This window comes from Rhizobium laguerreae (genome assembly GCF_002008165.1).
Lineage (GTDB): Bacteria > Pseudomonadota > Alphaproteobacteria > Rhizobiales > Rhizobiaceae > Rhizobium > Rhizobium laguerreae.
Genome location: NZ_MRDM01000017.1, coordinates 381,340 through 405,324 on the forward strand (window position 1 = coordinate 381,340; position 23,985 = coordinate 405,324).

Here is a 23,985-nt window from a genome sequence, read left to right on the forward strand (position 1 = left end):
CCCACCGCCAGAGCCGTTTGTTTCCAAATCGACCCATGCTGCATCGCACTGTCGTAAAATCGTCCTTCGAAAGCGACTGCAATGATTGCCGATCGATTTTTCCAGGCGGCAAATAGGCTATCCGAACCGGCGCGGAGGATGTGTCGGCGGGCTTGCTTATTTTCAGGGAGGAAACGATGAAAATTCTGAAGGCCATGCTCGGCCTGACCGCGGCTGCCGCGGTCTCTCTTCTCGCCGGCGCCGCTTCGGCGCAGACTTATCCCGAGCGCACCATCACCATGGTCGTGCCCTTTGCGGCCGGCGGCCCGACGGATACCGTCGCGCGCCTCGTCGCCGAATCCATGTCGAAGGATCTCGGCCAGCAGATCGTCGTCGAAAATGTCGGCGGCGCCGGCGGCACGCTCGGCGCCGGCCGCGTGGCGAATGCCGATCCCGACGGTTACACCATCCTGCTGCATCATATCGGCATGGCGACCAGCGCCACGCTCTACCGCAAGCTCGCCTACGACACGCTCGGCGCATTCGACTATGTCGGCCTCGTCACCGAGGTGCCGATGACGATCGTCGCCCGCAAGGACATGGAGCCGGCCGACCTCAAGGGGCTGATCGATTATATCAAGGCCAACAAGGACAAGGTGACGGTCGCCAATGCCGGCATCGGTGCGGCTTCGCATCTCTGCGGCATGATGTTCATGAGCGCCATCCAGACGCCGCTGACGACCGTTCCCTATAAGGGCACCGGCCCTGCCATGACCGATCTTCTCGGCGGTCAGGTCGACGTCATGTGCGACCAGACGACCAACACGACGAAGCAGATCCAGGGCGGCACGATCAAGGCCTATGCCGTGACCTCGCCGAAGCGTCTCGACGTGATGAAGGACATTCCGACGGCCGTCGAAGCCGGTCTGCCCGGTTTTGAAGTCGGCATCTGGCACGGCATATACACGCCGAAGGGCACGCCTGCCGAAATCAACGAACGTCTGTCGAAGTCGCTGCAGGTGGCGTTGAAGGATCCAAATGTCGGCGCCCGCTTCGCCGAGCTCGGCACGGCGCCATCCTCCGACGCCGATGCGACGCCGGCTGCGCTGAAGGCCAAGCTCGAAAGCGAGATTGCCCGCTGGAAAACGGTGATCGAGGCCGCTGGCGAATATGCCGACTGAGGATTATCCTCGTCAGGACATGCTGGATGAGCCCCTCACCCTAACCCTCTCCCCGTGAACGGGGAGAGGGGACTTGCGTCACTCAACGGCGGCAAGAGGGCAAAGGGCTCGCAGCTACTTCCCTTCTCCCCGCATGCGGTGAGAAGGTGCCGGCAGACGGATGAGGGCAATCGCAGCAGCAGCGTCACGAACCATCTCCCCAGGAGAAACCATGAAATCCATCAGTTTCGATACCACCAATGCGATTTGCGGCACGCTTTTCGTCGCGACCGGCGCTTTCTTCGCCATCCAGTCGCTGGGGCTCGACCTCGGCACGTCAGTGCGCATGGGGCCTGGTTATTTCCCGCTGGTGCTTGCCGCCGTGCTCGTGCTTCTCGGCGCGATCATCTTCATTCAGGCGCTGCGGGTCGAGGGCGAGCCGATCGACCCGTTTGCCTGGCGCGGCATGCTCTTCATCCTGCCGGCGCCGGTGTTCTTCGGGCTGACGGTGCGCGGTCTCGGCTTCGCGCCGTCACTGTTCCTCACCGCCTTCATCGCCTGCTTCGCATCGCAAAAGATGAACGTGTTCTTCGCGATCGTGCTGTCGCTGCTGCTGACGATCTTTTCGGTCGGGGTCTTCAGCTACGGGCTCGGCCTGCCGTTCGAGCGCTTCGGCCCCTGGGTCCGGTTCTAGGAGACGATGATGGATCTTTTCAGCAATCTCGCGCTCGGCTTTGCAACAGCCGGCACTCCGGAAAACCTGCTCTTCTGCCTGATCGGCGTGCTGCTCGGCACGTTGATCGGCGTGCTGCCCGGGATCGGCGCTACGGCGACGATCGCCATGCTCTTGCCGATCACCTTCCAGCTTGAACCGGTTTCCTCGCTGATCATGCTCGCCGGCATCTATTACGGCGCGCAGTACGGCGGCTCGACGACGGCGATCCTGATCAACATGCCGGGCGAATCCTCCTCGGCCGTGACCGCGATCGACGGCTACCAGATGGCCCGCAAGGGCCGGGCCGGCGCAGCGCTTGCGATCGCGGCGCTCGGCTCGTTCTTTGCCGGCACGGTCTCGACCTTCCTCGTCGCGATCTTCGCACCGCCGCTGACTGCAATCGCGCTGCAATTCGGCTCGGCGGAATATTTCTCGCTGATGATAGTCGGCCTCGTCTCCTCGATCGCACTCGCGCATGGCTCGGTCGTCAAGGCGCTGGCCATGGTGGCGCTCGGGCTGCTGCTTGGCCTCGTCGGCACCGACATCTACACCGGCACGCCGCGCTTCACGCTCGGCATCCGTGAATATGCGGACGGGCTGAACTTCGTGGCGCTTGCCGTCGGCGTGTTCGGCGTGGCGGAAATCCTGCGCAACCTCGAGGGCGAGTCGACACGCACGGTGCTGATGGCCAAGGTCACCGGCCTTTTGCCGTCCCGCCAGGAATTCAAGGAGATGATTGCGCCGGTCATTCGCGGTACGGCAATCGGTTCGGCGCTCGGCATCCTGCCGGGTGGTGGTGCCATTCTCGCGGCCTTCGCCTCCTACACGGTGGAAAAGCGGATGTCGAAGACGCCGGAGGAATTCGGCAAGGGTGCGATTGCCGGCGTTGCCGGACCGGAATCGGCGAACAATGCCGGCGCGCAAACCTCGTTCATTCCGCTCTTGACGCTTGGCATTCCGGCCAATCCCGTCATGGCGCTGATGGTCGGGGCGATGATCATCCAAGGCATCGTACCCGGTCCGAACGTCGCCACCGAGCAGCCGGCGCTGTTCTGGGGCATCATCGCCTCGATGTGGATCGGCAACCTGATGCTGGTCATCCTTAACCTGCCGCTGATCGGGCTCTGGGTGAAGCTCTTGACCGTGCCTTATTACGTACTCTTCCCCATCATCATGGCCTTCTGCTCCATCGGGGTCTACAGCGTCAACGCCAACGTCTACGATCTCTACGCCGTGGCCTTCTTCGGGCTCATCGGTTATGTGCTGGCGAAGCTTCGCTGCGAGCCGGCGCCGCTTCTGCTCGGCTTCGTGCTCGGGCCATTGCTCGAGGAGAACCTCCGGCGCGCCATGATCCTGTCGCGCGGCGATCCGACCACCTTCGTTACTCGGCCGATCAGCGCCATTCTTCTGGCCATTGCGGTCGCCGTGCTGATCGTCGTCTTCCTGCCGAGCGTCAAGAAGAAGCGCGAGGAGGTGTTCGTCGAGGAGGCCTAGAGCATGATACCGAAAAGCGTGATCGGGTTTCGGATGACATCATGCCCTAACTCTTTCATTTGGAACAGGATTCGGATTTTAGGCCGGCCTAAATCATCCTGTTCTGGGGGTTGAACTTGTGGGTCGCTTGGTGAACAAGGAATGATCTGACGCGGGCGCCGGTTGGGCGCCCGTTTCGTATGACAGGATATCCAGGCTCATGAGCATTCCCGCCCGGATCAAAGACGATCTGCCGTTTCTGACCGCCTTGCGCCACGACCTGCACGCCCATCCCGAACTCGGTTTCGAGGAGGAGCGCACCGCCGGCATCGTCGCGAGGCTTCTCGAAGAGGCTGGCATCACCGTGCATCGCGGTCTCGGCGGTACCGGCGTGGTCGGCACACTGCGGCTCGGCAACGGCACACGCAGGATCGGGCTGCGGGCCGACATGGACGCGCTCGCCATGCCTGAAATGGCGGAGCGGCCCTATAAATCGACCGTGCCCGGAAAGATGCATGCCTGCGGCCATGACGGCCATACGGCGATGCTGCTTGGCGCCGCGCGGCATCTTGCGGCAACGCAGGATTTTTCCGGCACGGTGCATTTCATCTTCCAGCCGGCCGAGGAAGGGCGAGGCGGAGCAAGGCGCATGGTCGAGGAGGGCCTGTTCACGCTTTTCCCCTGCGATGCCGTCTATGGGCTGCATAACATGCCTGGGCTTGCGGTCGATGAGATCGCCGTGGTCGAGGGGCCGCAGCTTGCCTCCTCCGACAGCTGGCGAATCACCTTCCGTGGGACCGGCACGCACGGCGCCAAGCCGCATCTCGGCCGCGATCCGATCACGGCGGCCGGGACCTTGCTGTCATCGCTGCAGACGATCGTCGGGCGCGTGGTCGATCCGCTGCAGCCGGCCGTCGTCAGCGCCTGTTTCCTGCAGGCGGGCGACCCGAAGGCGCTGAACGTCATTCCTGATATCGTCGAGATCGGTGGGACGGCGCGAGCCTATTCGCCCGAAGTGCGCAACCAGTTGGAGACCGAGATCGGACGATTGGCGCATGGCACTGCGGCCATGTACGGCATCGCTGTGGACTATGCATTCGAGCGGCGGATTCCGCCCGTCATCAATGACGCGGATGCGACCGCACGGGCGCTGGCAGTGGCCGGCTCGGTCTTCGGCGGGAAGGTGCAGACAAGCTTTCCACCGTCGACGGCAGGCGACGATTTCGCCTTCTTCGCCCAGAACGCGCCGGGCTGCTATGTCTGGCTCGGCAACGGTCCGGCGGTGGATGGGGCGCTGCATCACAACACGGCCTATGATTTCAACGATGAAGCGCTTGGACATGGGGCGGCCTATTGGGTGGCGCTGGTTGAGCGGGAGTTGAAGGTTTGATTATCTGCTGCCTAATTGCCTAAATCGGAATAGATTGTAGGAATTAGGCAGCAATTCAAAGGCGACCGTTGCGCGCCTCTCTGCATTCTGCGTTGGTCAACCTGCGTTGGTCAACGACTGCCGTCCGTACAGCGACTTCGCAATGTCCATCAGTCTATCGGCGATTCCTCCCCCCGGGCCGTCCCGTGCGTGGCATGGATGAAGGCCAGCACGAAGCCGATCGCCAGCACAAGCACGATGGTCGGCGCCGGTGCGCTGTCGATGAAGAAGGACAGGTAGACGCCGACAAAGGAACCGATCACGGCAATGGCGACAGAGAGGAGCAGCATCGTGCTGAACTTACGGGTGAGCAGGAAGGCGATGGCTCCCGGCGCAATCAGCATGGCGATCGAAAGGATGATGCCTACCGCCTGTAAGGCGCCGACGATTGTCAGCGAGATGAGGGCGAGAAGGCCGTAATGCAGCAGGTTGATCCTGAGGCCCACCGCCCTCGCCTGGGCGGGGTCGAAGGCGTGCAGCAGGAAGTCCTTCCACTTCACACCAAGAATGACAGCCGTGATCGCGGCAATGACGGCCGATTGCCCGATGTCGCGCCAGGAGACACCGAGCATGTCGCCGAACAGGATGTGGTCGAGATGCACGTCGGACTGGATCTTGACATAGAGGACCAGACCTAGCCCGAACATGCCGGAGAAAACGATGCCCATCACCGTATCCTGTTTGATACGGCTGTTATCTTTCAGGAAACCGGTGGCGATAGCGCAAAACATGCCGGCCACGAAGGCGCCGACCGCAAACGGTATACCGACGATATAGGCGATGACCACGCCGGGGAAGACGGCGTGGCTGATGGCGTCTCCCATCAGAGACCAGCCTTTCAGAACCAGGAAGCAGGACAACAGCGCCATCGGGATTGCAACCAGCACCGAGATCACCAGCGCATTGACCATGAAGCCGAACTGGAAAGGCGAAAGAAGCGTCTCGACCATGTTCATGGCGCTGCCTCCAGCGCCTGCGCGGCGCGTCTACGTGCCGCCAGCATGCCGTGTTTGGGTGCGAAGAAGAACGCGATCAGGAAGATTGCCGTCTGTAGCACGACGATGATGCCGCCTGTTGCGCCATCGAGGAAGTAACTCACATAGGCGCCAACGAAACTGGTCATCGATCCGATGATGACCGCGATCACAAGCAGCCGCGGGAAGCGGTCTGTCAGCAGATAGGCGGTCGCGCCAGGCGTCACCACCATGCAGATGACGAGGAATGCACCGACTGTCTGCAGCGCCGCGACGGTGGAGGCAGACAGCAGCGTGAAGAAAATGACCTTGAGAACGGTCGGATTGAGACCGATCGATCGGGCATGGCTCTCATCGAAGAACGTCACCATCAGGTCCTTCCATTTGACGAGCAGGACAGCGAGTGACACGAAGCCGATGATGGCGAGTTGCAGCGTATCCTCGGGCGTGATGGCGAGAATGTTGCCGAGCACGATCGTCTGGATGTTGACCGCCATAGGCTTGAGCGAAACCATGAACAGGCCCAGCCCGAAGAAGGAGGAGAAGATCAGGCCGATGATGGCATCTTCCTTCAGCTTGGTGCGCTGGTTGAGGAAAAGCATCGCTGCGGCAGCGAGCCCTCCGGAAAAGAAGGCTCCGATCGAGAAGGGAAGTCCGAGCATATAGGCGCCGGCGACGCCGGGAACGATCGCGTGCGATAGTGCGTCGCCGATCAGCGACCAGCCTTTCAACATCAGATAACAGGAGAGGAAGGCGCAGACGCCGCCTACAAGGGCGGATACCCACATGGCATTCAGCATGTATTCATAGGTGAAGGGCTGCAGGAGGTCGGCTATCATTCCCCGCCCCCATTGCCACCATCGGGGCCTCGGGCAGTCGCTTTGCCACCCTGCAGGATCAGGGGGCGCTCATCATCGGTTATGACGCCGATCGACGTTGGCCTGCCGTTCTGCGCTTCGCTGAACACGAAATGACGCAGCACGCCGCCAAAGGTCTTTTCCAGATTTTCCTGCGTAAAAGTCTCGACGGTCGGGCCGTAAGCGAGCACCGTGCCCTTGATCAGAATGGTCCGGTCGCAGAACTCCGGAACGGAGCCGAGATTGTGGGTGGAGACCAGCATGACACGACCTTCATCCCGCAGTTCGCGCAGGAGCCTGATGATCTGGTCCTCGGTCTTTACGTCGACGCCGGTAAAGGGTTCATCGAGCAGAATGACCCGGCCGTCCTGTGCCAGGGCCCGCGCCAAAAACACCCGCTTCCTCTGACCGCCGGAGAGCTCGCCGATCTGGCGCTTGCGGAACTCGCTCATGGCGACGCGGGCGAGCGCGGCCGCAACCGCCTCGTGGTCTGCGGCCTTCGGGATGCGCATCATGCCCATGTGGCCGTAGCGCCCCATCATCACGACATCCTCGACCAGCACCGGGAAGTTCCAGTCAACTTCTTCCGATTGCGGCACATAGGCGACGAGGTTCTTGCGCAGCGCCTCTTCGACCGGCATGCCAAGCACGCGAATGTGGCCCCTGGCGAGACGCACGAAACCCATGATCGACTTGAAGAGCGTCGACTTGCCGGAACCGTTGACACCGACCAGCGCGGCGATCGTGCCCGTGGGGATCTGGAAACTCGCGTCCCTCAGGGCCGTATGTCCGTTGCGGTAAGTGACGGTCGCATCCTTTACCGTGATCCCCGATCCCGCATCCGAGGATGCGGGACGGACAAGATTGCCAAGCAGCACGGTCATTGCGACAACCCATCGGCAAGACCCTTCGCGACGGTATCGGAGGTCACGCGCAGAAGGTCGATGTAGGTTGGCACCGGGCCGTCGGCTTCGCTCAGCGAGTCGACATAAAGCACACCGCCATAATGCGCGCCGGTTTCGCGCGCCACCTGACGGGCCGGTTTGTCGGAAACGGTGCTTTCGCTGAAGACGGTTGGAATCTGGTTTGCCTTCACCGCATCGATCACTTTGCGGACCTGCTGGGGCGTGCCCTGCTGATCGGCGTTGATTGGCCAGAGATAGAGTTCCTTCAGCCCGAAATCGCGTGCGAGATAGGAAAAGGCGCCCTCGCTGGAAACCAGCCAGCGCTTGTCCTCGGGAATTTTTTCGAGGGTGGCGCGGATCGGCGTGATCGTCGCTTCGATCTTCTGCTTGTAGGCCTCGGCGTTGGCCTTGTATGTCTCCGCATTCGCCGGATCATACTTTGCGAAAGCATCACGGATATTGTTGACGTAGATCAGGGCGTTCTTCGGCGACATCCAGGCGTGGGGATTGGGTTTGCCTTCGTAGGGGCCTTCCGAGATGCCCATCGGCTCGATGCCATCGGAGACGACGGCACCGGGGACGTCGTGCAGGTTCTGGAAGAACTTTTCGAACCAGCGCTCCAGATTGAGGCCGTTCCAGAGAATGAGTTGTGCACCTTGTGCTCGCTGGATGTCACCCGGCGTCGGCGCATAGTTGTGGATCTCCGCGCCCGGCTTGGTGATCGATTCCACGATCGCGGCATCACCGGCCACGTTTTTTGCCATGTCGGCAATTACGGTGAAGGTCGTCACCACCTTGAACTTCGAATTGGTTGTCTGTTGGGCAGCGGCGGGAAAGGCCACCAGCACGGCTGCGAATGCCACCCCTATCAGTCCGGCCAAAACCGACCGTCTTTCCCCATAGAGCATATGTTTCTCCTCTTTCTGCTATTGCGACCGAATTGCAAAATTCGCGGAGAGTCGAACAAGTTGCGATTCGGAATGATTTGCAAAAAATACTTGACGACCCTTGCTTCGACTATTGTGCAATTAAGAATGAATTGCAACAATGATCCGAACGAGAGGTCGAAAAAGATGACGGCAGGGCTCGACGGGCTGGCCAACCTCATCGAACAACGCATACCGGGATATGCTTCGATCGGTTAGATGTTTGAGGAGCACACGGCGCGCCTTCTGGCGGAGCCGCGCTTTGTCGATCTACCAAACAGCCAGTACCGGGTTTTCCAGCACCTTGCCCGTTACAACATCGGCAATCCCCCGATCGGTCTGATGCGGGCCGACATTGCAGGCGAGCGTGGCGCCGAAGCAGGCCTTGAAGACTAGATAGGGCGGCTTCCACGTGACGATCTTTTCCATCGCCTTGCGGATGCCGGCAAAGGCCAGGGCCGTGTCCTTCAGCGAGGCATCGGTCACCAGGCCGGAGAGCGGCAGCGGCAACATCGCCTCGATCCGGCCGTCCTTGGCGACGGCCATGCCGCCGCCGGCTGATATGACGGCGTTGGCGGCAAGCGCCATGTCGCCTGCATTGCCGCCGAAGACGGTGAGGTTGTGGCTGTCATGCGAAACGGTGGTACAGAACGCGCCGCGCCATTCACCCCAGCCGGTGAGGAAGCCGATGCGTGGGGCAGCGGCGGCCTTGCCGTGGCGATGGGCGACCGAAATCATGGCGCTGCCGGCCGGCGACACGATGAAACCGTCCCTGACCTCGGTTTCGGCCTCGCCCCATTGCGTGAAGCGCGGACGGTCGATGGTGGCGACGCGGACGCGTTCGCCCTTCGCCGGAATGCGAAAATCATTCTCGGTCAGCGGCGGCAGCTTCACCGAATTGACAAGCGGCGCCGTATCGATCTGCTGGACGGCAACCTGCATGCTGCCGTTGCGGGCAATTATGCGGCCGCCTGATATGACGAGCCGCGCCCGGAATTCCGCGAGGTCTTCGAAGAGCACGATGTCGGCGCGGCGGCCGGCGGCGACGAGGCCGAGATCGGAGCGCTTCAGACGTTGTGCGGCGTTGAAGGTCGCGGCACGGATCGCCCATTCCGGCTTCATGCCGTAGCGCACCAGGCGCCTGATGACGTCGTCGAGGCCGCCGCCTTCATGGAGTTCGTCGGGAAAGACGTCGTCGGTGCAGAGCGTGACGGTCGCAGGCAGGTGGCCGAGACCGTTCAGCACCTCGACGAACTCCTGCAGCAGATGGTCGTGAGAGCCGCGCAGTTCGATGGTCAGGCCGGCGGAAAGCTTGGCGAGGAGATCGGCGCCGGAGGTAAGTTCGTGGTCGGAGGTGATACCCGATGCCATGAAGGCGTTGAGATCGGCGTCTTCGAGGCCGCGTGCATGACCGCAGACGAGCTTGCCGGCGGCAAGGCCGGCATTGACGATATCAGTCATGCGCGGATCGCCGTCGATGACGCCGCGCATATTCATCACTTCGGCGACGCCGCCGATGGCGGAGGAGTGCAGCATCTCGGTGATCATGGAGCCATCGAAATCGGCGCCGGCAAGTTCCAGGCCCGGCGCGGAGGGCACGCAGGAGGGCGCGAGCAGGATCATACGCAGCGGCAGGCTGCGCGCCGCCTCGATCGCCCAGCGCACGCCGTCGAGCCCATGGACATTGCCGAATTCATGCGGATCCCACACGATCGTGGTGACGCCGCGTGGCAAGACGGCGCTCGTATATTCGGCGGGTGTCACCATCGAACTTTCGATATGCATGTGCGTGTCGATCAGGCCGGGCGTCAGGATACTGCCCGCTGCATCGATGATCTCGGCGGCATCGGTGCGGCTCGCCGGGGCATGAACGCTTGATATTAGCGCGCCGACGAGGCCGATATCGACTTGCCGGATCAGGCCCGTCACCGTATCGAGCAGCCGGCCGCCGGTGATCAGCATGTCGAAAGGGGCATCGCCGCGCGCAGCAGTGACGGCGCGGGCGCGCAAAGCGGGATCGTTGAGATCGGCGGGTTCTTGGCGAGCGGTGACGTTCATTTGCGGGCCTCGTTGACCAGGGCAGCGAGAATGATGACACGCGCCATGTCGGCATCGATGTCGGCGGCGAATTGAGCATTGAAGGTCGCATGCGTGGCGCGGGTCTCGACGACGGTACGGCCGCGGGTCAAGGCGCCCTGCAGCTCGACGTCGATACGGGCAGGGCGGAAGCTGACGATATCCGGAGCGACGAAGGCGACGGCGGCGGAAGGATCATAGATCGCCATCGCCGGGCGGCCGCGGCTGGTGCCGATGCGGATATAACCCGAAAACATATCGGCGATGAGTTCGGCGTTGGCGCCGCCGGCATTGCGCATCGGCTCGGCGTCTTCGGGCCTGGCCAGCACCTTGCGGCAGAGGTCGAGATCGACCATGCGCAGCGGCAGGCCATGGGCAATGACGATTGAGAGTGCCTCGGGATCGGCGAGCGCGTTGAACTCGGCGGAGGCCGTATGGTTGCCTGACGTGACGCCGCCGCCCATCCAGACAAGTTCGGTGATGCGGGCGGCAAGATCGGGCCGGGCGAGTGCCACGGCGGCGATGTTGGTGAGCGGGCCAAGCGCCAGGATACGGTGCTGGCCTTTGCGGTGCAGCCAGCGGCAGAGTGCTGCGAAGGCATCGCTTTTGGCAAGGGCAGCCGCCTGCGGCAGGCTCCTGCCGATGGTGGAGATGCCGGTTTCGCCGAGGATCGCCTGAGCGGTTTCGAGCTTGCCGAGCACGGGCATGGCGCGGCCGGTGTGGATCGGGAACGTCCAGCCGAAGGCGCCGGCGGCGCCGGCGGCGTTTATCCTCACCTGCGGCAGCGGCGTATTGCCGAAGACCAGTGATATTCCGTCGATCTCGAATTCCGACTGTCCCACCACCAGAATGGCGGCGATGTCGTCGAAGCCCATGTCAGTGTCGATCCAGACGCCCATGATTTCACCCGAACCGTTTGAGGCTTGCCGCGCCGGCAAGCGGCAGATCGAAGCTTGTCGAATCCAAATTCATCTTATGCGCAGTTATCGGTGGCGGCACGCGGCACCTACGAAAAAGCCCCGCGAGATGATCGCGGGGCTCTGTATTTTCTAGAAGGGCGAAACGCAGATCAGCTCTTGACGGCTACAGCTTTCACCGCCGGTGCGGTGGTCTTGCCCCCGGGGGCGAAACCGCCGCCGATTGCGATGTTCAGCGAGACATAGTCCTTGGCCATCTGCTGGACGGCTGCGGCAAGGCTTGCCTGAGCGAGCGAAACCTGGCGCTGGGCGTCCAGAACGTCGAGCAGCGAAGAGGCGCCGTCCTTGTAGGATGCTGTGGAAAGCTCAAGCGTTTCCTGCGTGGTCTTCACTTGGGCCTGAAGTGCTGCGACCGTGCGCGCGTCACGCCGGACGGCCGAAAGTGCATTCTCGACCTGTTCGACGGCGGACAGCACCGTCGACTTCCAGTTGAGATAGGCACTGGCGGCATTGGACTGTGCAGTTTTGACGTTGGCGCGCAGGGCACCGCCGTCGAAAATCGGCAGATTGAGGGTCGGGCCGAAGGACCAGCCGGTCAGGCCGCCATGGACGCCGCGCTGGTTGATGTAGGACGGCGAGATCGAGCCGCTGAGCGAGATGCTCGGATAAAGCTGCGCCTGGGCAACGCCGATATTGGCCGTTGCGGCGGCGAGATCACGCTCCGCTACGCGAATGTCGGGACGGTTGCGGATCAGATCTGCCGGAATGCCGGAGGTGATGCCGCCGCGGAATACCGGCTGGCCACGGCCCTTCAGCAATTCATCGACGAGAGACGAGGCCGGCAGGCCGAGCAGCGTGGCGATGTGATGGGCCGATATGCGGATGTTGGTCTCGAGGCCGGGAATTTCGGCGAGCGTCGACTGCACCAGGCCTTCGGCCTGAACGACGTCGAGACGCGAGGCGGCGCCGGCTTCAAGCTGGAACTTGGTCAGTTCGTAGGTTTCCTGACGAGACTTCAGGTTGGCCCTCGAAAGCGCCAGGCGCTGCTGATAATAGCGAACGTCGATATAGCTCGAGACGAGATCCTGCACGAGGGTCAGCTTGGCGACATCAGCGGATGCGTATGCTGAATCGAGCGACGCAAGCGCGCTCTCGGTGCTGCGCTTGTAGAGGCCGAAGAGGTCGAGCAGCCAGCTCAGCTGGACGTCGCCGGCACTGGTGTTGCGCGTGTCGAACTGTGTGCGGAGCTCGCCCTTCTGGCCGCTGATCGTGTGCGAAGCGCCGACGTTCAGGTTCGGCAGGCCGCCGGCGCCGGCGGCGATGACGTTGGCGGAAGCCGAATTGATGCGTTCGATCGCCTGCTGGACGGTCAGGTTCTGATCGAGTCCGGCCTGGACATAGCCATTCAGTTTGGGATCGCTGAAGGCGGTCCACCAAGCTGCGGTTGCAACGTCGCCTACACTCTTCGTTCCGCCTTCTCCGAATTTGGCGGGCAGCGGCATTTCAGGAGGAGCATGATCCGGGCCTACGACGCAGCCCGACAACAATAACAATAATGCCGGTGTGGCAAAACGAAGAGATACCATTCATTTCATCCTGTACTCGAGCAAGTCAATTCTTGTCCGAAGCTTCATGCTTCACTATCGCCGCCGCGCCTCGTCATACCAAAAAAACACACCGAAGCAGTCGGGCGCAATGTAGCAACGGGAACTGCATTATCACAGTGTATTTATATCACAGTCCTGCCGCATTTTTGGCGCGTGTGGCAAAGATGCGTCGAATGACGACGAAAAACGACGGCACGAAGAAAATTCCGAGCATTGTGGCCGCCAGCATGCCGCCGAGAACGCCGATACCGATGGCATTCTGCGCCGCCGAGCCCGCGCCTGTCGCGATCGCCAGCGGCACGACGCCGAGAATGAAGGCGAGCGAGGTCATGATGATCGGCCGCAGCCGCAACCTCGCCGCTTCCAATGTCGCCTCGTAGAGCCCCATGCCGCTTTCCATGCGGTCCTTGGCGAATTCGACAATTAGGATCGCGTTCTTCGCCGCCAGCCCGATAGTTGTGAGCAAGCCGACCTTGAAATAGACGTCGTTTGCCTGCCCGAAGACCGTTGCCGCCGTCAGCGCCCCGAGGATGCCGACAGGCACCGCCATGATCACCGAGAAGGGGATCGACCAGCTTTCGTAAAGCGCTGCCAGGCAGAGGAAGACGACCAGAACCGAGATCGCGTAAAGCATCGGCGCCTGCGAACCGGACAGCCGCTCCTGATAGGAGATGCCCTGCCAGGCGACCGTATAACCGCCGCCGAGCTGATTGGTCAGTGCTTCCATTTCGTTCATCGCATCGCCGGAGGAAACTCCGGGTGCAGACGCTCCGTCGAGCGGAATGGCGCTAACGGCGTTGAAGCGGGCAAGCGAGGGCGCGCCCTTCACCCACTCCGTGCGGGTAAAGGCGGAGAAGGGCACCATTTCGCCGTCATTGTTGCGGGCGTACCAGTGGTTCAGATCGCTCGGCTGCATGCGGAAGGGCGCATCGCCTTCGACGTAGACCGGCTTGATCTCGCCGTTCAGCGTGAAGTCGTTGACGTCACGGCCGGTGAAGATGATCGACAGCATCGAATTGACCGAGGTAATGTCGACGCCCATGGCGCCGATCTTTTCCTGATCGAGCACGATGCGCATCTGCGGCTCGACTTCCTTGTTGCTGCTGCGCAGCGCGACAATCTTGCCCGAGCTATTGCCCATCTGGATCAACCGCTTGGAGGCGGCCGTCAGGGCGTCGTTGCCATGACCGCCGGTATCGACGAGATACATGGAGAAGCCGCTCGACACGCCGAGACCCTGAATCGCCGGCGGCAGCAGCGCGAAGACCTGCGCCTCACGGATCGCAAAGAAATTGCCAAGCGCCCGGTTGACGACCGATTGAGCGCTCAGCGTCGGATCGGTGCGCAGCGAGAAATCCTTGAGCTTGGTGAAGACGATGGCGCTGTTCTGGCCAGAACCGCTGAAGCCGAAACCGAGGGCGCCGAATACGGAATCGACGGCGTCCTTCTCGTTTTCACGATAATATTTCTCGACCTTTTCGACCACTGCCTGGGTCTGCTGCGTGGTCGAGCCCGGCGGCGTGGTGACGATGGTCAACAGGACGCCCTGGTCTTCCTGCGGCAGGAAGGAGCTCGGCAGGCGGGTGAAGAGATAGGCGCAGCCGACGCCAACCAGAAGGAAGACCAGCATGACGCGGATCGGCCGCTTCAGCAGATAGCCGATGGCGCTGATATAGCCGTTGGTCGAGCGCGTGAAGTTGCGGTTGAACCAGTCGCCGACGCGGTGCTTCCTGTGCTCGCCGACCGGCTTCAGCATGGTGGCGCAAAGTGCGGGCGTCAGTACGAGGGCGACGAGTGCCGACAGCAGCATGGCCGAGACAATGGTGATCGAGAATTGGCGATAGATGATGCCGGTCGAACCGCCGAAGAAGGCCATCGGAATGAAGACGGCAGTGAGGACGAGCGCGATACCGACGATGGCGCCGGTGATCTCCCCCATCGATTTTTCCGTCGCCTCGAGCGGCGAAAGCTTTTCTTCGGACATGATGCGTTCGACGTTTTCGACGACGACGATCGCGTCGTCGACGAGAAGACCGATCGCCAACACCATGGCGAACATCGTCAAGGTATTGATCGAGTAGCCGGTCACCGCCAGCACCCCGAAGGTGCCGAGCAGCACCACGGGAACGGCAATCGTCGGGATCAGCGTCGCGCGGAGATTCTGCAGGAAGACGAGCAGCACCACGAAGACGAGCACGATCGCCTCGATCAGCGTGTGCACGACCTTCTCGATCGACAGTTCCACGAAGGGCGTGGTGTCGTAGGGATAGGTGATCTCGACACCTGCCGGCAGACCGCGGCCGATAACCTCGAGCGCGGAGCGCACGCGGGCGGCGGTATCGATGGCGTTGGCGCCGATCGCAAGGTTGACGGCGAAACCGGTCGACGGCTGGCCGTTGTACCGCGAACTGCCGCCGTAACTTTCCTGACCGATCTCGATGCGCGAGACGTCGCTCAGGCGCACCGTCGCGCCGTCCTTTTCGACCTTCAGGATGATGTGCTCGAAATCGGCGACGGTGGTCAGCTGGCTTTGGGCGGTGATGGTGACGTTCAGCTGCTGGCCGGGGATCGTCGGCTGGGCACCGAGCGAACCGACGGAAACCTGGGTGTTCTGCGCCTGGATGGCAGACGTCACGTCGCTCGGCGTCAACTGGTATTTCAAAAGCTTGAACGGATCGAGCCAGACGCGCATGGCGTATCCCGAACCGAAGACATTGATGCTGCCGACGCCTTCCAGGCGCTGGATCTGATCCTCGATCGAGGTCGACATGATATTGCCGAGGTCGACAGAATTGCGCTTGCCGTCGGTCGAAACGAGCGAGCCGACGAGAAGGATGCTCGAGGTCGAGCGGGTGACGCTGATGCCGGCGTCGATGACGTCGCTTGGAAGCTGCGACTGAACCAGCTGCAGCTTGTTCTGCACCTGCACCTGGGCGATATCGGGGTCGGCGCTCGTCCCGAAGGTGAGCTGGATGCTGGCCGAACCCGTCGACGAGGTCGAGGTCATGTAGGTGAGGTCGTCGAGGCCGGTCATGCCGTCCTCGATGATCGTCGTCACCGACTTCTCGACAGTCTGGGCGCTGGCGCCGCGATAGGTGGCGTTGATGCGAACCGTCGTCGGGGCGATGTCGGGATATTGCGAGATCGACAGCGTGAAGATCGCCAGCAGGCCGGCGAGCATGATGGTGATCGCAATGACCCAGGCGAAAATCGGACGTCGGATGAAAAACTTGGCCATCGGTTGTTCCTGTGCGGCTGAGACGGTGACGATGCGGGCCTGCGGCGATTACTTCGCCGCGGGCTTCTCAACGTCACCGGCCGCGGGCTGCTCGGCAGGCACGACCACGCCGGCGTCATTGATCTTCATCGGGACCGGCTTCACCGGCATGCCTGAGGTGATCGATTGCAGGCCGCTGACGATCAGTTGATCGCCGTCCTTGATGCCTTCGGTCACGAGCCAGGAATTGTTGGAGGGCGAGCTGTTCTCGAAGGCGCGGGTTTCGACCTTGCCGTCGGCGGAAACGAACTGTGCCGTCAGCCGGCCGTTGGCGTCACGGCTCGTCGCCAGCTGCGGCAGCGCATAGCCGGCCTCGGCGCCGAGCTCGACGGTTGCGCGCACATACATGCCGGGCAGCACGATACGGTCGGGATTGGGAAAGAGCACACGAATGATGAAGGTGCCGGTCGTCTCACTGACCACCTGCTTCGACATGTCGAGCTTGCCCTGCTGATTGTATTCCTTGCCGTTTTCCAGGATCAGATGGAAGACCACGTTGGCTTCGCCCTTGATGTCGCCGGCGGCCATAGCATCGCGCAGCTTCAAGAGGTTGGTGCTCGATTCCGTCAGCGAGATGTAGATCGGATCGAGTTGGCGGATCGTCGTCAGCGCCGTCGTCTGGTTGGCCGAGACGACGTTGCCGACATTAACGGCCGTCTGGTCGATGATGCCATCGAAGGGGGCGACGATCCTGGTGTGGTCGAGGTCGATCTGTGCAGCGGAAAGCGAGGCCTTCGCCGACTCGACTTCGGCCTTGGCCTGGAGCAGCGTCGTCTTGGCTGTTTCGAATTCGATCTGGGTGGCGCCGCTGCCGACGAGGCGCTGGTAGCGGTCGAGATTGCTTTCAGCGCTCGGCACGCTCGCCTGCGCCTTGGAGATCGCCGCCTTGGCCTGCTCGACGGCGGCGATGTAGGGTGCATCCTCGATCTGGTAGAGAAGGTCGCCCTTCTTGATTTCGCCGCCGTCCTTAAAGGCGACCTCGCGGATCAGGCCGCTAACCTGTGGCCGGATATCGGCGGTCTGAAATGTCTCGGCACGGCCGGGCAGGATCGTGGTGATCGGGAACGTGCCCTTCGTCAACGCGATCACGCCGACGAGGGCAGCCTGCTGCGCCGCGCCTGCACCCGCATTGCCGGCGGGCTTGGAGCCACTGTCGCTGCAAGCGGCGAGAAGGGCTGCGAATGCCAGGGCCGAGGAGATGAGGAGGGCACGCCGTATCATGCTGAATTCCTGTGCGGTGGCAATCGCCGTTCAATCTACGAGCTCGGGCCTGCGGGCTCGGCTTGATCGAGCGCAGGCTTACATAAGCGTCAGGATTGCGTTGGCTTCAAATGCCGTCATCCGAATTTAAGAAAAGCTTTACGAAGTGACGTAATTCAGCAATCATCACTTAGCAAGCGCTATTTTGCAGTGCGGCATGGACGAAACACACGATTTTTTCGGCGCGGTGCACGAGCGTCTCCTTGTCGTCGCGAGCGATCAGGACAGGGTGCAGCACGCAGGCCAGGACGTCTGCCACCGTATGCGCCGCGCTTTCGGGATCGCGGCAATGATAACTTCCCTCCGCCATGCCCTCACGGATGATCTCGCCGAGCTTTGCCTCGATGCGGGCGCGATAGCGATTGCCGGCCTCGAGTTTGGCTTCGATCGTCGAAAGCACCATTTCGAAGATGTAAGGGTTCTTCTGGATGTCCTGCAGGTGGCTTTCCAGCAGGCGCAGGATGAAGCGGAGCAGTTGTTCCTTTGGCGGCAGCTTCTCATCGAAGGCGGCGAAGCGCTCGGCGGCATCGTCGAGATGACGTCCTGCGATCGCATCGACCAGTGCGACCTTGGAACGGAAATGCTTGAAGACATTGGCGGGCGACATGTGGAGCGCGCCGGCGATATCGGCGATCGACACCGCAACGAAGCCCCGCTCGCGAAACAGCATCTCCGCCATGGAGAGAATGTCTTCCCGCGTTTCCTCGGCCTTGCGTCTTGGCCTTCTTGTCATTTGTTCCCCGCCGGGCTGAGCCCGATACCCCTTTTTTCCGATGCTAGCGCGATTGGAAGGGATGCCGCAAGCTGATGATCGGGCCGGCGGCTTTCGTCTGTCGCCTTTTCAAGGAAAATAGGGAGCGAGGTTGTTTCGGACACGGGCAAGCGGCGTCTCGCCGCTATCGTCTGGGACAAAGCGCTCGCCGATGATCGCCTCGTAGGCTTTGATATAGACGGCCGAGGTCTGCTCGATCAGTTCGGCGGGGATTTCCGGGATCTCGTCCTTATAGGGGTCGCAGCGCTCCGCCACCCAGGCGCGGACGAAATCCTTGTCGAAACTTTCCGGGCGTTTTCCGGCGGCAAAGCTTGCCGGATAGCTTTCGGCAAGCCAGTAGCGGCTGCTGTCCGGCGTGTGGATCTCGTCGGCGAGGATAATGTTGCCGTCACCATCGGTGCCGAACTCGTATTTGGTATCGACCAGGATCAGCCCGTTTTTCGCCGCCATCTCCCGGCCACGGGCAAAGAGGGCGAGCGCATATGTCGACAGCGTCTGCCATTGTTCATTGGTGAGAACGCCACGCGTGATGATTTCGGCCGGGGTCAGCGGCTCATCGTGGCCGCCGTCGAATTCCTTGCTGGTCGGCGTGATGACGGGTTCCGGCAAGATCTGGTTGTCGCGCATGCCATCGGGCAGACGCATGCCGTACATCTCGCGTTCGCCTTTCTTATAAAGCGTCAGGATCGAGGTGCCGGTGGTGCCAGCGAGATAACCGCGCACGACGATCTCGACCGGCAGGATGTCGAGCCGCTTGCCGATGACGACATTCGGATCGGGATAGTCGAGAACGTGGTTCGGGCAGATGTCCTTCGTCGCCTCGAACCAGTAGCGCGCCGTCTGCGTCAGTACCTCGCCCTTATAGGGGATGCAGGTGAGGATGCGGTCGAAAGCGCTCAGCCGGTCGGTGCTGATAATGATGCGGCGTCCGTCCGGAAGATCGTAATTCTCGCGCACCTTGCCGCGATAATAGTTCGGCAATTCCGGGAAATGGGCTTCGGAGAGAATTCGCACGGCGCTCGACTGTCCTTAATTATTGGGTGAAGACTTCCTGCTCTAGTTTCATTGCTGGGGAAGTCAAGCCGATCGAGTATCGCATCACAGCCAGAACAGACCGGTAAGAAGCAGGGCGAGACCATAACTTGCGACGGCAAGCGGCCAGCCGGCGCGCATGAAGTCACGGAAGCGGTAGCCGCCGATGCCCATTGCCAGCGTGTTGTTGTGATGGCCGAAGGGCGTCAGGAAATCCAGCGACGCTCCGGCGGCCACCGCGATCAGATAGGCGTCCGGCGCATGCCTGCCGGCTCTTGCAAATTCCAGTGCGATCGGGGTCAGGACGATTGCGACCGTCGCGTTGTTGACAAAAGGCGTCAATGCCATGGCGAGGAAGAGGATGAGGGCGATGCCGAAGAGCGGGTGGGTGATCGGCACGACGAGGCTGAGCCAGCCGGCAATGGTTTCGGCCGCTCCGGTGCTTGCCACCGCCTGGCCGATCGGGATCATCGCCGCCAGCATGATGATGATCGGCCAGTTGAGATCGGCCATCGCCTGACGGATGTTCAGATGATTGAGCAGAGCGAGCACGAGCACGACGCCGGCAAAAGCGACGTCGGGACGCAGGCCGGCCGCCGAGGCGGCGACGCCGCAGGCAAAGAGCGCGAAGGGCCGCCAGGATAGGAGCGCCGGTTCGCTCTGCGCTGTCGAGGCGAGCGGCAGGCACTCGCTTTCCTCCAACGCTTCGCCGATGGCAATGCGGGGCCCCTCCAGCGTCAATATATCGCCGATCGACAATTGCAGGTCGAGGAAGCGGCCCTCGATGCGTGGCGCGCGCATGGAAAGGGCGGTGACAGCAACGCCGCGAGAATGGAAGACTTCAAGTGAGCGGACGCGCGAACCGACCAGCGTGCTTTCCGGCATGACCACGGCTTCGATACGGGTGAAATCCGGCTGCAGACCAAGCGCGTGGGCGTCGGCCATCAGCGCCCGTGTGGCGGCAAGATCGGCAAAGGTCGCATCGGCGCCCTCGGCAAGCAGTACGTCGCCGGGTTCGATCATTAACTGGTCGAGCGGACCGAACGCGAAGTTGTCGTCACGGATCAGCGCGTACGGCTTGATGGCGAACCGTGCCAGGCAATCGGAAAGCCGCACGCCGATCAGCGGTGAGACGTCAGGGATGCGACGCTCGACGACGATGCGCCGCGCCGCCGTGGAGATTGTTGCGGGTGTTTCGTCCGGTTCCGGAAACAGGTGCTGCACGCGAAAGGCGATGAGCAAAATGCCGGCGATGGCCACCGGCAGGCCGACATAGGTGAAATCGAAGAAGTGAAAGCCGGTTCCGGTCGCTTTGGCGAGTGCATCGCTGACGAGCAGGTTGGCCGGCGTGCCGATCAGCGAAACGAGGCCGCCGAGCAGAGCCGCGAACGAGACCGGCATGACGAGCTGGCGGCGGGGGATCGTCAGGACCGTGCCCAAGCGTAGCGCGACCGGCAAGGTGATCGCAAAGGCGCCGATATTGTTCATGAAGATGGACATGAAGCCGGCGAGCGCGGAAGTGCCGCAGATAACCCTGAAGTCCGAGGGTCTTGCGGCCGCGAAACGGGCGGCGAGACTGTCGAAGAGCCTAGCGCGCGCCAGCACCTGGACGATCAGCAGGATCTCGACGACGGTGATGACGACGGGACTGGCGAAGCCCGTGAAGATCTGCTCGGCGGGATAAAGGCCGAGCGCATAGCCGCCAAGCAGGCCGGCGATCGAGACCACCTCGATGCGGATGCGATCGAGCGAGAAGAGAATGAGCATCGCCAGCAGAAGGATCAGCAGGGATGCTTGCTCGAACGACATGGGCGGGTCCGTTGTTTCATCGATCAGGCGGGACTGTAATCGTTCCTCATGCGCTGTACAGAGGCGCCTTCAGGCAAAGATTGAACAATCCTCATATCTCGCGTCAGGCTGGTGGTGCTTGCCACCGGCCTCTGGCATTCCGCTCCAGAATGGGGGTCGCGAAGACGCCGATGGTGCGAGCGCTCCATTGCGGTCCGGCGGCTGCGAGGCTTTCGCGCCAGCGCTCCGATTGTAGCATGGCGGCACCGATGACGACGGGTTCGATGCCGCAGCCTGTCAGCAGATGAAGACCCGCGACGATCGAGGCGCCGCTGGAAATGACGTCATCGATGAGTGCGACGCGTCGTCCCTGCAGCAGCGGCAGCATGCGCGGATCGATATAGAGACGTTTCTGCTGTGTCGGCGTGGTGATCGAAGACAGGGCGACGGAGAGCTCGTCGCGATACCAGAATTTGCGCGAGGTGCCGAGCGGAACGTATCGGCTATGGCCGAGCTTCTGCGCCACGGCAGCGGCCAGCGTCAGGCCGAGCGTCGGCAGGCCGGCGACGACGTCGATGCGCATGGGCCTGATCTTTTCGGCGAGGCTTTCGGCGAGCGCATCGAGCACGAGGAAGCTCGCCTGGTTGACGATCAGCGAGGCGAGGGCGTGATCGCCATCCGCCAGCTCGCGGATCGGCAGGCGTAGCTGACGGCCATCTTCGAGCACGGCGACATAGAAGGAGGTAAATTCCCCATCGCCGGCAAAGGTGCCGGGCGGGTGAAGCTCCTGCCAGAAATCGTGCAGCGCCATCTCCGTCACACCAGTCAATTGCGTCTCGTCCTTTCCATGCCGGTTTTCCGGCGCAGTGCCTGCAATTCCGGTTCGGTCAGCGCACGCACGGCGCCTTTCGGCAGTTCGCCGAGTTCGAGCCCGCCGATTGCGACGCGCACGAGGCGCAGGCATTCGGTGCCGAGCGCCTCCAGCATGCGGCGGATCTGGCGGTTGCGGCCCTCGTCGAGCTCGACCTCGATCCATGAATTCCTATCGCCCTGGCGCAGGCGCCGCGCGGCGGTCGCCGTCAGCAACTCGCCGTCGTGGCGGATGCCCGATGTTATGGCGACAATGTCCTCGTCATCCATGATGCGGTCGATCTGGACATGATAGGTCTTCGTCACATGCGTGACCGGGTCGAGCAGGATCTGGGCGAATTCGGTGTCGTTGGTGAAAAGCAGCAGGCCCTCGCTTGCCTTGTCGAGCCGGCCGACCGGAGAGAGATGTGGGATGTCGAAATCCCTCAGGCAATCATAGACCGTCGGCCGGCCTTCGGGATCGTGGCGGGTGGTGACAAGACCGCGAGGCTTGTTGAGCATCAGATAGATTTTCGCTTCGGCCGCGATGACAAGGCCGTCGATGCTGATGCTTGCCGTGGCAAGATCGACCCATGCGGAGGTATCGTTGACGATACGACCGTCAACCGCAACACGATTTTCGGCGATCAGGCGTTCGGCCTGCGTGCGGGAGCAATAACCGAGCTTGGAAAGGGCACGGGGAAGGGTAACCCTTTTGGCCGCGGCGTTGTCGGCGGGCTTTGTCCGTTCACGCGTCTTGTGCGGTGAGCGCCGCTCCCTCATTTGCCATCCTTATCCTGCTTTTGATGCCGTTTTCTTGGCATGATCGACAGAAGGATGCCAGCAGCGTGAATAAAAAACGAGGGGAATAACAGGCGCTACAAAAAGGGCTCAGCGCGTGGATAAAGCGCCGTCGCGGCTTTGTTAGGGTGGCGCTGCCTCAGCGGCAAGCCATGAAGCCGGCCAGTTCCTTGCGGCTGACGACGATACCGGCGGCGGCCTTGACCGGGTCCGGATGGGTGTAGGACAGACTAGGCATTTCCGGCAGATCGAGTGCCTGGCGCATATTCATGATGCCGACCGCATAGCGGCCATCGGCGCTGTCGACACTGACTTCGATAATGCAGTTGGCCCTCTTGTTTTCCATGGTAGTCCTCCCTTCGTTTTTTATGTTCCCATAGCTGGCATTAAAAATTGGTTTTTCTAAGACATAAGCATTTACGCACCCTGCCGAAAAACGGATCGGCGGGTGCGTAAAAAACTGGTTTATGGGTGGATATGGCGTGTTCAGCGCCACCAATGGCGAGGCTGCGGCTGCGAACTGCCGGAAAGCAGGTATCCGGCAAGAAAGCCAATGGCGCCTGCAAGCACCAGAGCCGTGGTTGTTGCGGTCGGATGCTCGCGGGCTGCGTCGGCGGCAGCCACACCTTCGGCCCGGATCTGGGCGACGGCGTTTTTTGCCCGGGGCAGGGCTTCGTCATAAGCCTTGCCGGCGCGGCCGCGCACTTCGTAATAGGCTTCGGCGCCTTGAGCGGAAATCATCTTCTGCAGGCGCGAGACTTCCTGCTGGAGTGCGGCGATGTCCTTGCTGACAGATGCTCTGATATCATCGGTATTGGCAGCCATGTTTGGTCTCCTTCCTTCAATGGGAAAGACAACACCCAACTCGGTGATAGGTTCCGAAATCTCAGCCGCTGATTTGTGACGGAAATTTAAAGCTTGCCGGTCGGAGGCGCTTTAATCCTCCGTTAACCATAATTTCGCGCAAGATCCTGTTTTCTCGCTATATTTCGGTCGTTGAGAACAGCGTTCCTATGGATTTTTGACCAGCTGGTAAAGGAATTTTCGGGAATTCGTCCCGAAAGGGCGCCCTGTGGATAATAGCGACCGACAAAAATGCCAGCCGAATCAACCTGTTACAAAAATGTCAAAAAACTTTGGTTGGGTGTGTTGACTGTTTATGAGGGTTAGTTCTATAAGCCCACTCAC

20 protein-coding genes are annotated in these 23,985 nt (G+C 61.7%); 4 read left to right on the forward strand and 16 right to left on the reverse strand.

The window, feature by feature from the left end; all coding sequences use genetic code 11:
* The first annotated feature begins 176 nt into the window (after positions 1 to 176).
* The 4 genes from BS630_RS25785 (at position 177) to BS630_RS25800 (ending at position 4,717) form a co-directional block, all read left to right on the forward strand.
* Complete coding sequence (locus BS630_RS25785; protein ID WP_077979636.1) at positions 177 to 1,160, forward strand: tripartite tricarboxylate transporter substrate-binding protein; 984 nt, start codon at positions 177 to 179, stop codon at positions 1,158 to 1,160.
* A gap of 211 nt (positions 1,161 to 1,371) precedes the next feature.
* Positions 1,372 to 1,833 (forward strand): tripartite tricarboxylate transporter TctB family protein, encoded by a 462-nt coding sequence (locus BS630_RS25790; RefSeq protein WP_077979637.1) that lies wholly within the window; start codon positions 1,372 to 1,374, stop codon positions 1,831 to 1,833.
* A 9-nt stretch (positions 1,834 to 1,842) separates the two neighbouring features.
* Positions 1,843 to 3,348 carry a tripartite tricarboxylate transporter permease gene (locus tag BS630_RS25795; protein WP_020051484.1) on the forward strand — a complete coding sequence of 502 codons (1,506 nt, stop codon included), beginning with the start codon at positions 1,843 to 1,845 and terminating at the stop codon, positions 3,346 to 3,348.
* Positions 3,349 to 3,547: 199 nt separating this feature from the next.
* Positions 3,548 to 4,717 (forward strand): M20 aminoacylase family protein, encoded by a 1,170-nt coding sequence (locus BS630_RS25800; RefSeq protein ID WP_077979638.1) that lies wholly within the window; start codon positions 3,548 to 3,550, stop codon positions 4,715 to 4,717.
* 149 nt (positions 4,718 to 4,866) lie between these two features.
* On the opposite strand, the gene BS630_RS25805 is transcribed toward BS630_RS25800, so the two are convergent.
* From BS630_RS25805 to BS630_RS25880, 16 genes are all read right to left on the reverse strand, one after another.
* Positions 4,867 to 5,712, reverse strand: a complete 846-nt coding sequence (locus BS630_RS25805; protein WP_077979639.1) for a metal ABC transporter permease — start codon at positions 5,710 to 5,712, stop codon at positions 4,867 to 4,869.
* Positions 5,709 to 6,569, reverse strand: a complete 861-nt coding sequence (sitC, locus tag BS630_RS25810) for an iron/manganese ABC transporter permease subunit SitC (protein ID WP_077979640.1) — start codon at positions 6,567 to 6,569, stop codon at positions 5,709 to 5,711. Before sitC ends, BS630_RS25805 begins: the two co-directional genes overlap by 4 nt.
* Entirely contained in the window at positions 6,566 to 7,471 is a 906-nt protein-coding gene (locus BS630_RS25815; protein WP_025395881.1) for a manganese/iron ABC transporter ATP-binding protein, read from the reverse strand. The genes sitC and BS630_RS25815 overlap by 4 nt, the downstream gene beginning before the upstream one ends.
* The gene (locus BS630_RS25820; RefSeq protein ID WP_077979641.1) at positions 7,468 to 8,400 is read right to left on the reverse strand and encodes a metal ABC transporter substrate-binding protein; all 933 of its coding nucleotides are present in this window, start codon (positions 8,398 to 8,400) and stop codon (positions 7,468 to 7,470) included. The genes BS630_RS25815 and BS630_RS25820 overlap by 4 nt, the downstream gene beginning before the upstream one ends.
* A gap of 288 nt (positions 8,401 to 8,688) precedes the next feature.
* On the reverse strand, positions 8,689 to 10,476 hold the full coding sequence (locus BS630_RS25825; protein WP_077979642.1) for an adenine deaminase: 1,788 nt from the start codon (positions 10,474 to 10,476) through the stop codon (positions 8,689 to 8,691).
* Entirely contained in the window at positions 10,473 to 11,393 is a 921-nt protein-coding gene (locus tag BS630_RS25830; protein ID WP_077979643.1) for a nucleoside hydrolase, read from the reverse strand. Before BS630_RS25830 ends, BS630_RS25825 begins: the two co-directional genes overlap by 4 nt.
* A 170-nt stretch (positions 11,394 to 11,563) precedes the next feature.
* A complete protein-coding gene (locus BS630_RS25835) occupies positions 11,564 to 12,997 on the reverse strand; it encodes an efflux transporter outer membrane subunit (RefSeq protein ID WP_077979644.1) in 1,434 nt (477 codons plus the stop codon).
* 148 nt (positions 12,998 to 13,145) lie between these two features.
* The gene (locus tag BS630_RS25840; RefSeq protein WP_077979645.1) at positions 13,146 to 16,256 is read right to left on the reverse strand and encodes an efflux RND transporter permease subunit; all 3,111 of its coding nucleotides are present in this window, start codon (positions 16,254 to 16,256) and stop codon (positions 13,146 to 13,148) included.
* Positions 16,257 to 16,304: 48 nt separating this feature from the next.
* Positions 16,305 to 17,516, reverse strand: coding sequence for an efflux RND transporter periplasmic adaptor subunit (locus tag BS630_RS25845; protein WP_077979646.1), 1,212 nt, complete (start codon positions 17,514 to 17,516; stop codon positions 16,305 to 16,307).
* Positions 17,517 to 17,685: 169 nt separating this feature from the next.
* On the reverse strand, positions 17,686 to 18,288 hold the full coding sequence (locus BS630_RS25850; RefSeq protein WP_077979647.1) for a TetR/AcrR family transcriptional regulator: 603 nt from the start codon (positions 18,286 to 18,288) through the stop codon (positions 17,686 to 17,688).
* A gap of 108 nt (positions 18,289 to 18,396) precedes the next feature.
* The gene (locus tag BS630_RS25855; RefSeq protein WP_077979648.1) at positions 18,397 to 19,341 is read right to left on the reverse strand and encodes a phosphoribosylaminoimidazolesuccinocarboxamide synthase; all 945 of its coding nucleotides are present in this window, start codon (positions 19,339 to 19,341) and stop codon (positions 18,397 to 18,399) included.
* 84 nt (positions 19,342 to 19,425) lie between these two features.
* On the reverse strand, positions 19,426 to 21,168 hold the full coding sequence (locus BS630_RS25860; protein WP_077979649.1) for an SLC13 family permease: 1,743 nt from the start codon (positions 21,166 to 21,168) through the stop codon (positions 19,426 to 19,428).
* Positions 21,169 to 21,271: 103 nt separating this feature from the next.
* Entirely contained in the window at positions 21,272 to 21,958 is a 687-nt protein-coding gene (locus BS630_RS25865) for a phosphoribosyltransferase (protein WP_077979650.1), read from the reverse strand.
* A gap of 14 nt (positions 21,959 to 21,972) precedes the next feature.
* A complete protein-coding gene (locus BS630_RS25870; protein WP_077979651.1) occupies positions 21,973 to 22,779 on the reverse strand; it encodes a pseudouridine synthase in 807 nt (268 codons plus the stop codon).
* A gap of 157 nt (positions 22,780 to 22,936) precedes the next feature.
* Complete coding sequence (locus BS630_RS25875) at positions 22,937 to 23,143, reverse strand: hypothetical protein (RefSeq protein ID WP_011653303.1); 207 nt, start codon at positions 23,141 to 23,143, stop codon at positions 22,937 to 22,939.
* A 140-nt stretch (positions 23,144 to 23,283) separates the two neighbouring features.
* Positions 23,284 to 23,622: a hypothetical protein gene (locus BS630_RS25880; RefSeq protein WP_003542606.1), complete on the reverse strand. Its 339-nt coding sequence runs from the start codon at positions 23,620 to 23,622 to the stop codon at positions 23,284 to 23,286.
* Between the last annotated feature and the right edge of the window lie 363 nt (positions 23,623 to 23,985).

What these genes read in the sequence shown, in the direction of transcription:
- BS630_RS25800 (WP_077979638.1), top strand. Translation starts at nt 3,548, where the DNA reads ATGAGCATTCCCGCCCGGATCAAAGACGATCTGCCGTTTCTGACCGCC.
- BS630_RS25840 (WP_077979645.1), bottom strand. Translation starts at nt 16,256, where the DNA reads ATGGCCAAGTTTTTCATCCGACGTCCGATTTTCGCCTGGGTCATTGCG.
- BS630_RS25845 (WP_077979646.1), bottom strand. Translation starts at nt 17,516, where the DNA reads ATGATACGGCGTGCCCTCCTCATCTCCTCGGCCCTGGCATTCGCAGCC.
- BS630_RS25820 (WP_077979641.1), bottom strand. Translation starts at nt 8,400, where the DNA reads ATGCTCTATGGGGAAAGACGGTCGGTTTTGGCCGGACTGATAGGGGTG.
- BS630_RS25785 (WP_077979636.1), top strand. Translation starts at nt 177, where the DNA reads ATGAAAATTCTGAAGGCCATGCTCGGCCTGACCGCGGCTGCCGCGGTC.
- BS630_RS25875 (WP_011653303.1), bottom strand. Translation starts at nt 23,143, where the DNA reads ATGGAAAACAAGAGGGCCAACTGCATTATCGAAGTCAGTGTCGACAGC.
- BS630_RS25790 (WP_077979637.1), top strand. Translation starts at nt 1,372, where the DNA reads ATGAAATCCATCAGTTTCGATACCACCAATGCGATTTGCGGCACGCTT.
- BS630_RS25830 (WP_077979643.1), bottom strand. Translation starts at nt 11,393, where the DNA reads ATGGGCGTCTGGATCGACACTGACATGGGCTTCGACGACATCGCCGCC.
- BS630_RS25880 (WP_003542606.1), bottom strand. Translation starts at nt 23,622, where the DNA reads ATGGCTGCCAATACCGATGATATCAGAGCATCTGTCAGCAAGGACATC.
- BS630_RS25870 (WP_077979651.1), bottom strand. Translation starts at nt 22,779, where the DNA reads ATGAGGGAGCGGCGCTCACCGCACAAGACGCGTGAACGGACAAAGCCC.
- BS630_RS25860 (WP_077979649.1), bottom strand. Translation starts at nt 21,168, where the DNA reads ATGTCGTTCGAGCAAGCATCCCTGCTGATCCTTCTGCTGGCGATGCTC.
- BS630_RS25795 (WP_020051484.1), top strand. Translation starts at nt 1,843, where the DNA reads ATGGATCTTTTCAGCAATCTCGCGCTCGGCTTTGCAACAGCCGGCACT.
- BS630_RS25865 (WP_077979650.1), bottom strand. Translation starts at nt 21,958, where the DNA reads ATGGCGCTGCACGATTTCTGGCAGGAGCTTCACCCGCCCGGCACCTTT.
- BS630_RS25805 (WP_077979639.1), bottom strand. Translation starts at nt 5,712, where the DNA reads ATGAACATGGTCGAGACGCTTCTTTCGCCTTTCCAGTTCGGCTTCATG.
- BS630_RS25825 (WP_077979642.1), bottom strand. Translation starts at nt 10,476, where the DNA reads ATGAACGTCACCGCTCGCCAAGAACCCGCCGATCTCAACGATCCCGCT.
- BS630_RS25835 (WP_077979644.1), bottom strand. Translation starts at nt 12,997, where the DNA reads ATGGTATCTCTTCGTTTTGCCACACCGGCATTATTGTTATTGTTGTCG.
- BS630_RS25850 (WP_077979647.1), bottom strand. Translation starts at nt 18,288, where the DNA reads ATGACAAGAAGGCCAAGACGCAAGGCCGAGGAAACGCGGGAAGACATT.
- BS630_RS25815 (WP_025395881.1), bottom strand. Translation starts at nt 7,471, where the DNA reads ATGACCGTGCTGCTTGGCAATCTTGTCCGTCCCGCATCCTCGGATGCG.
- sitC (WP_077979640.1), bottom strand. Translation starts at nt 6,569, where the DNA reads ATGATAGCCGACCTCCTGCAGCCCTTCACCTATGAATACATGCTGAAT.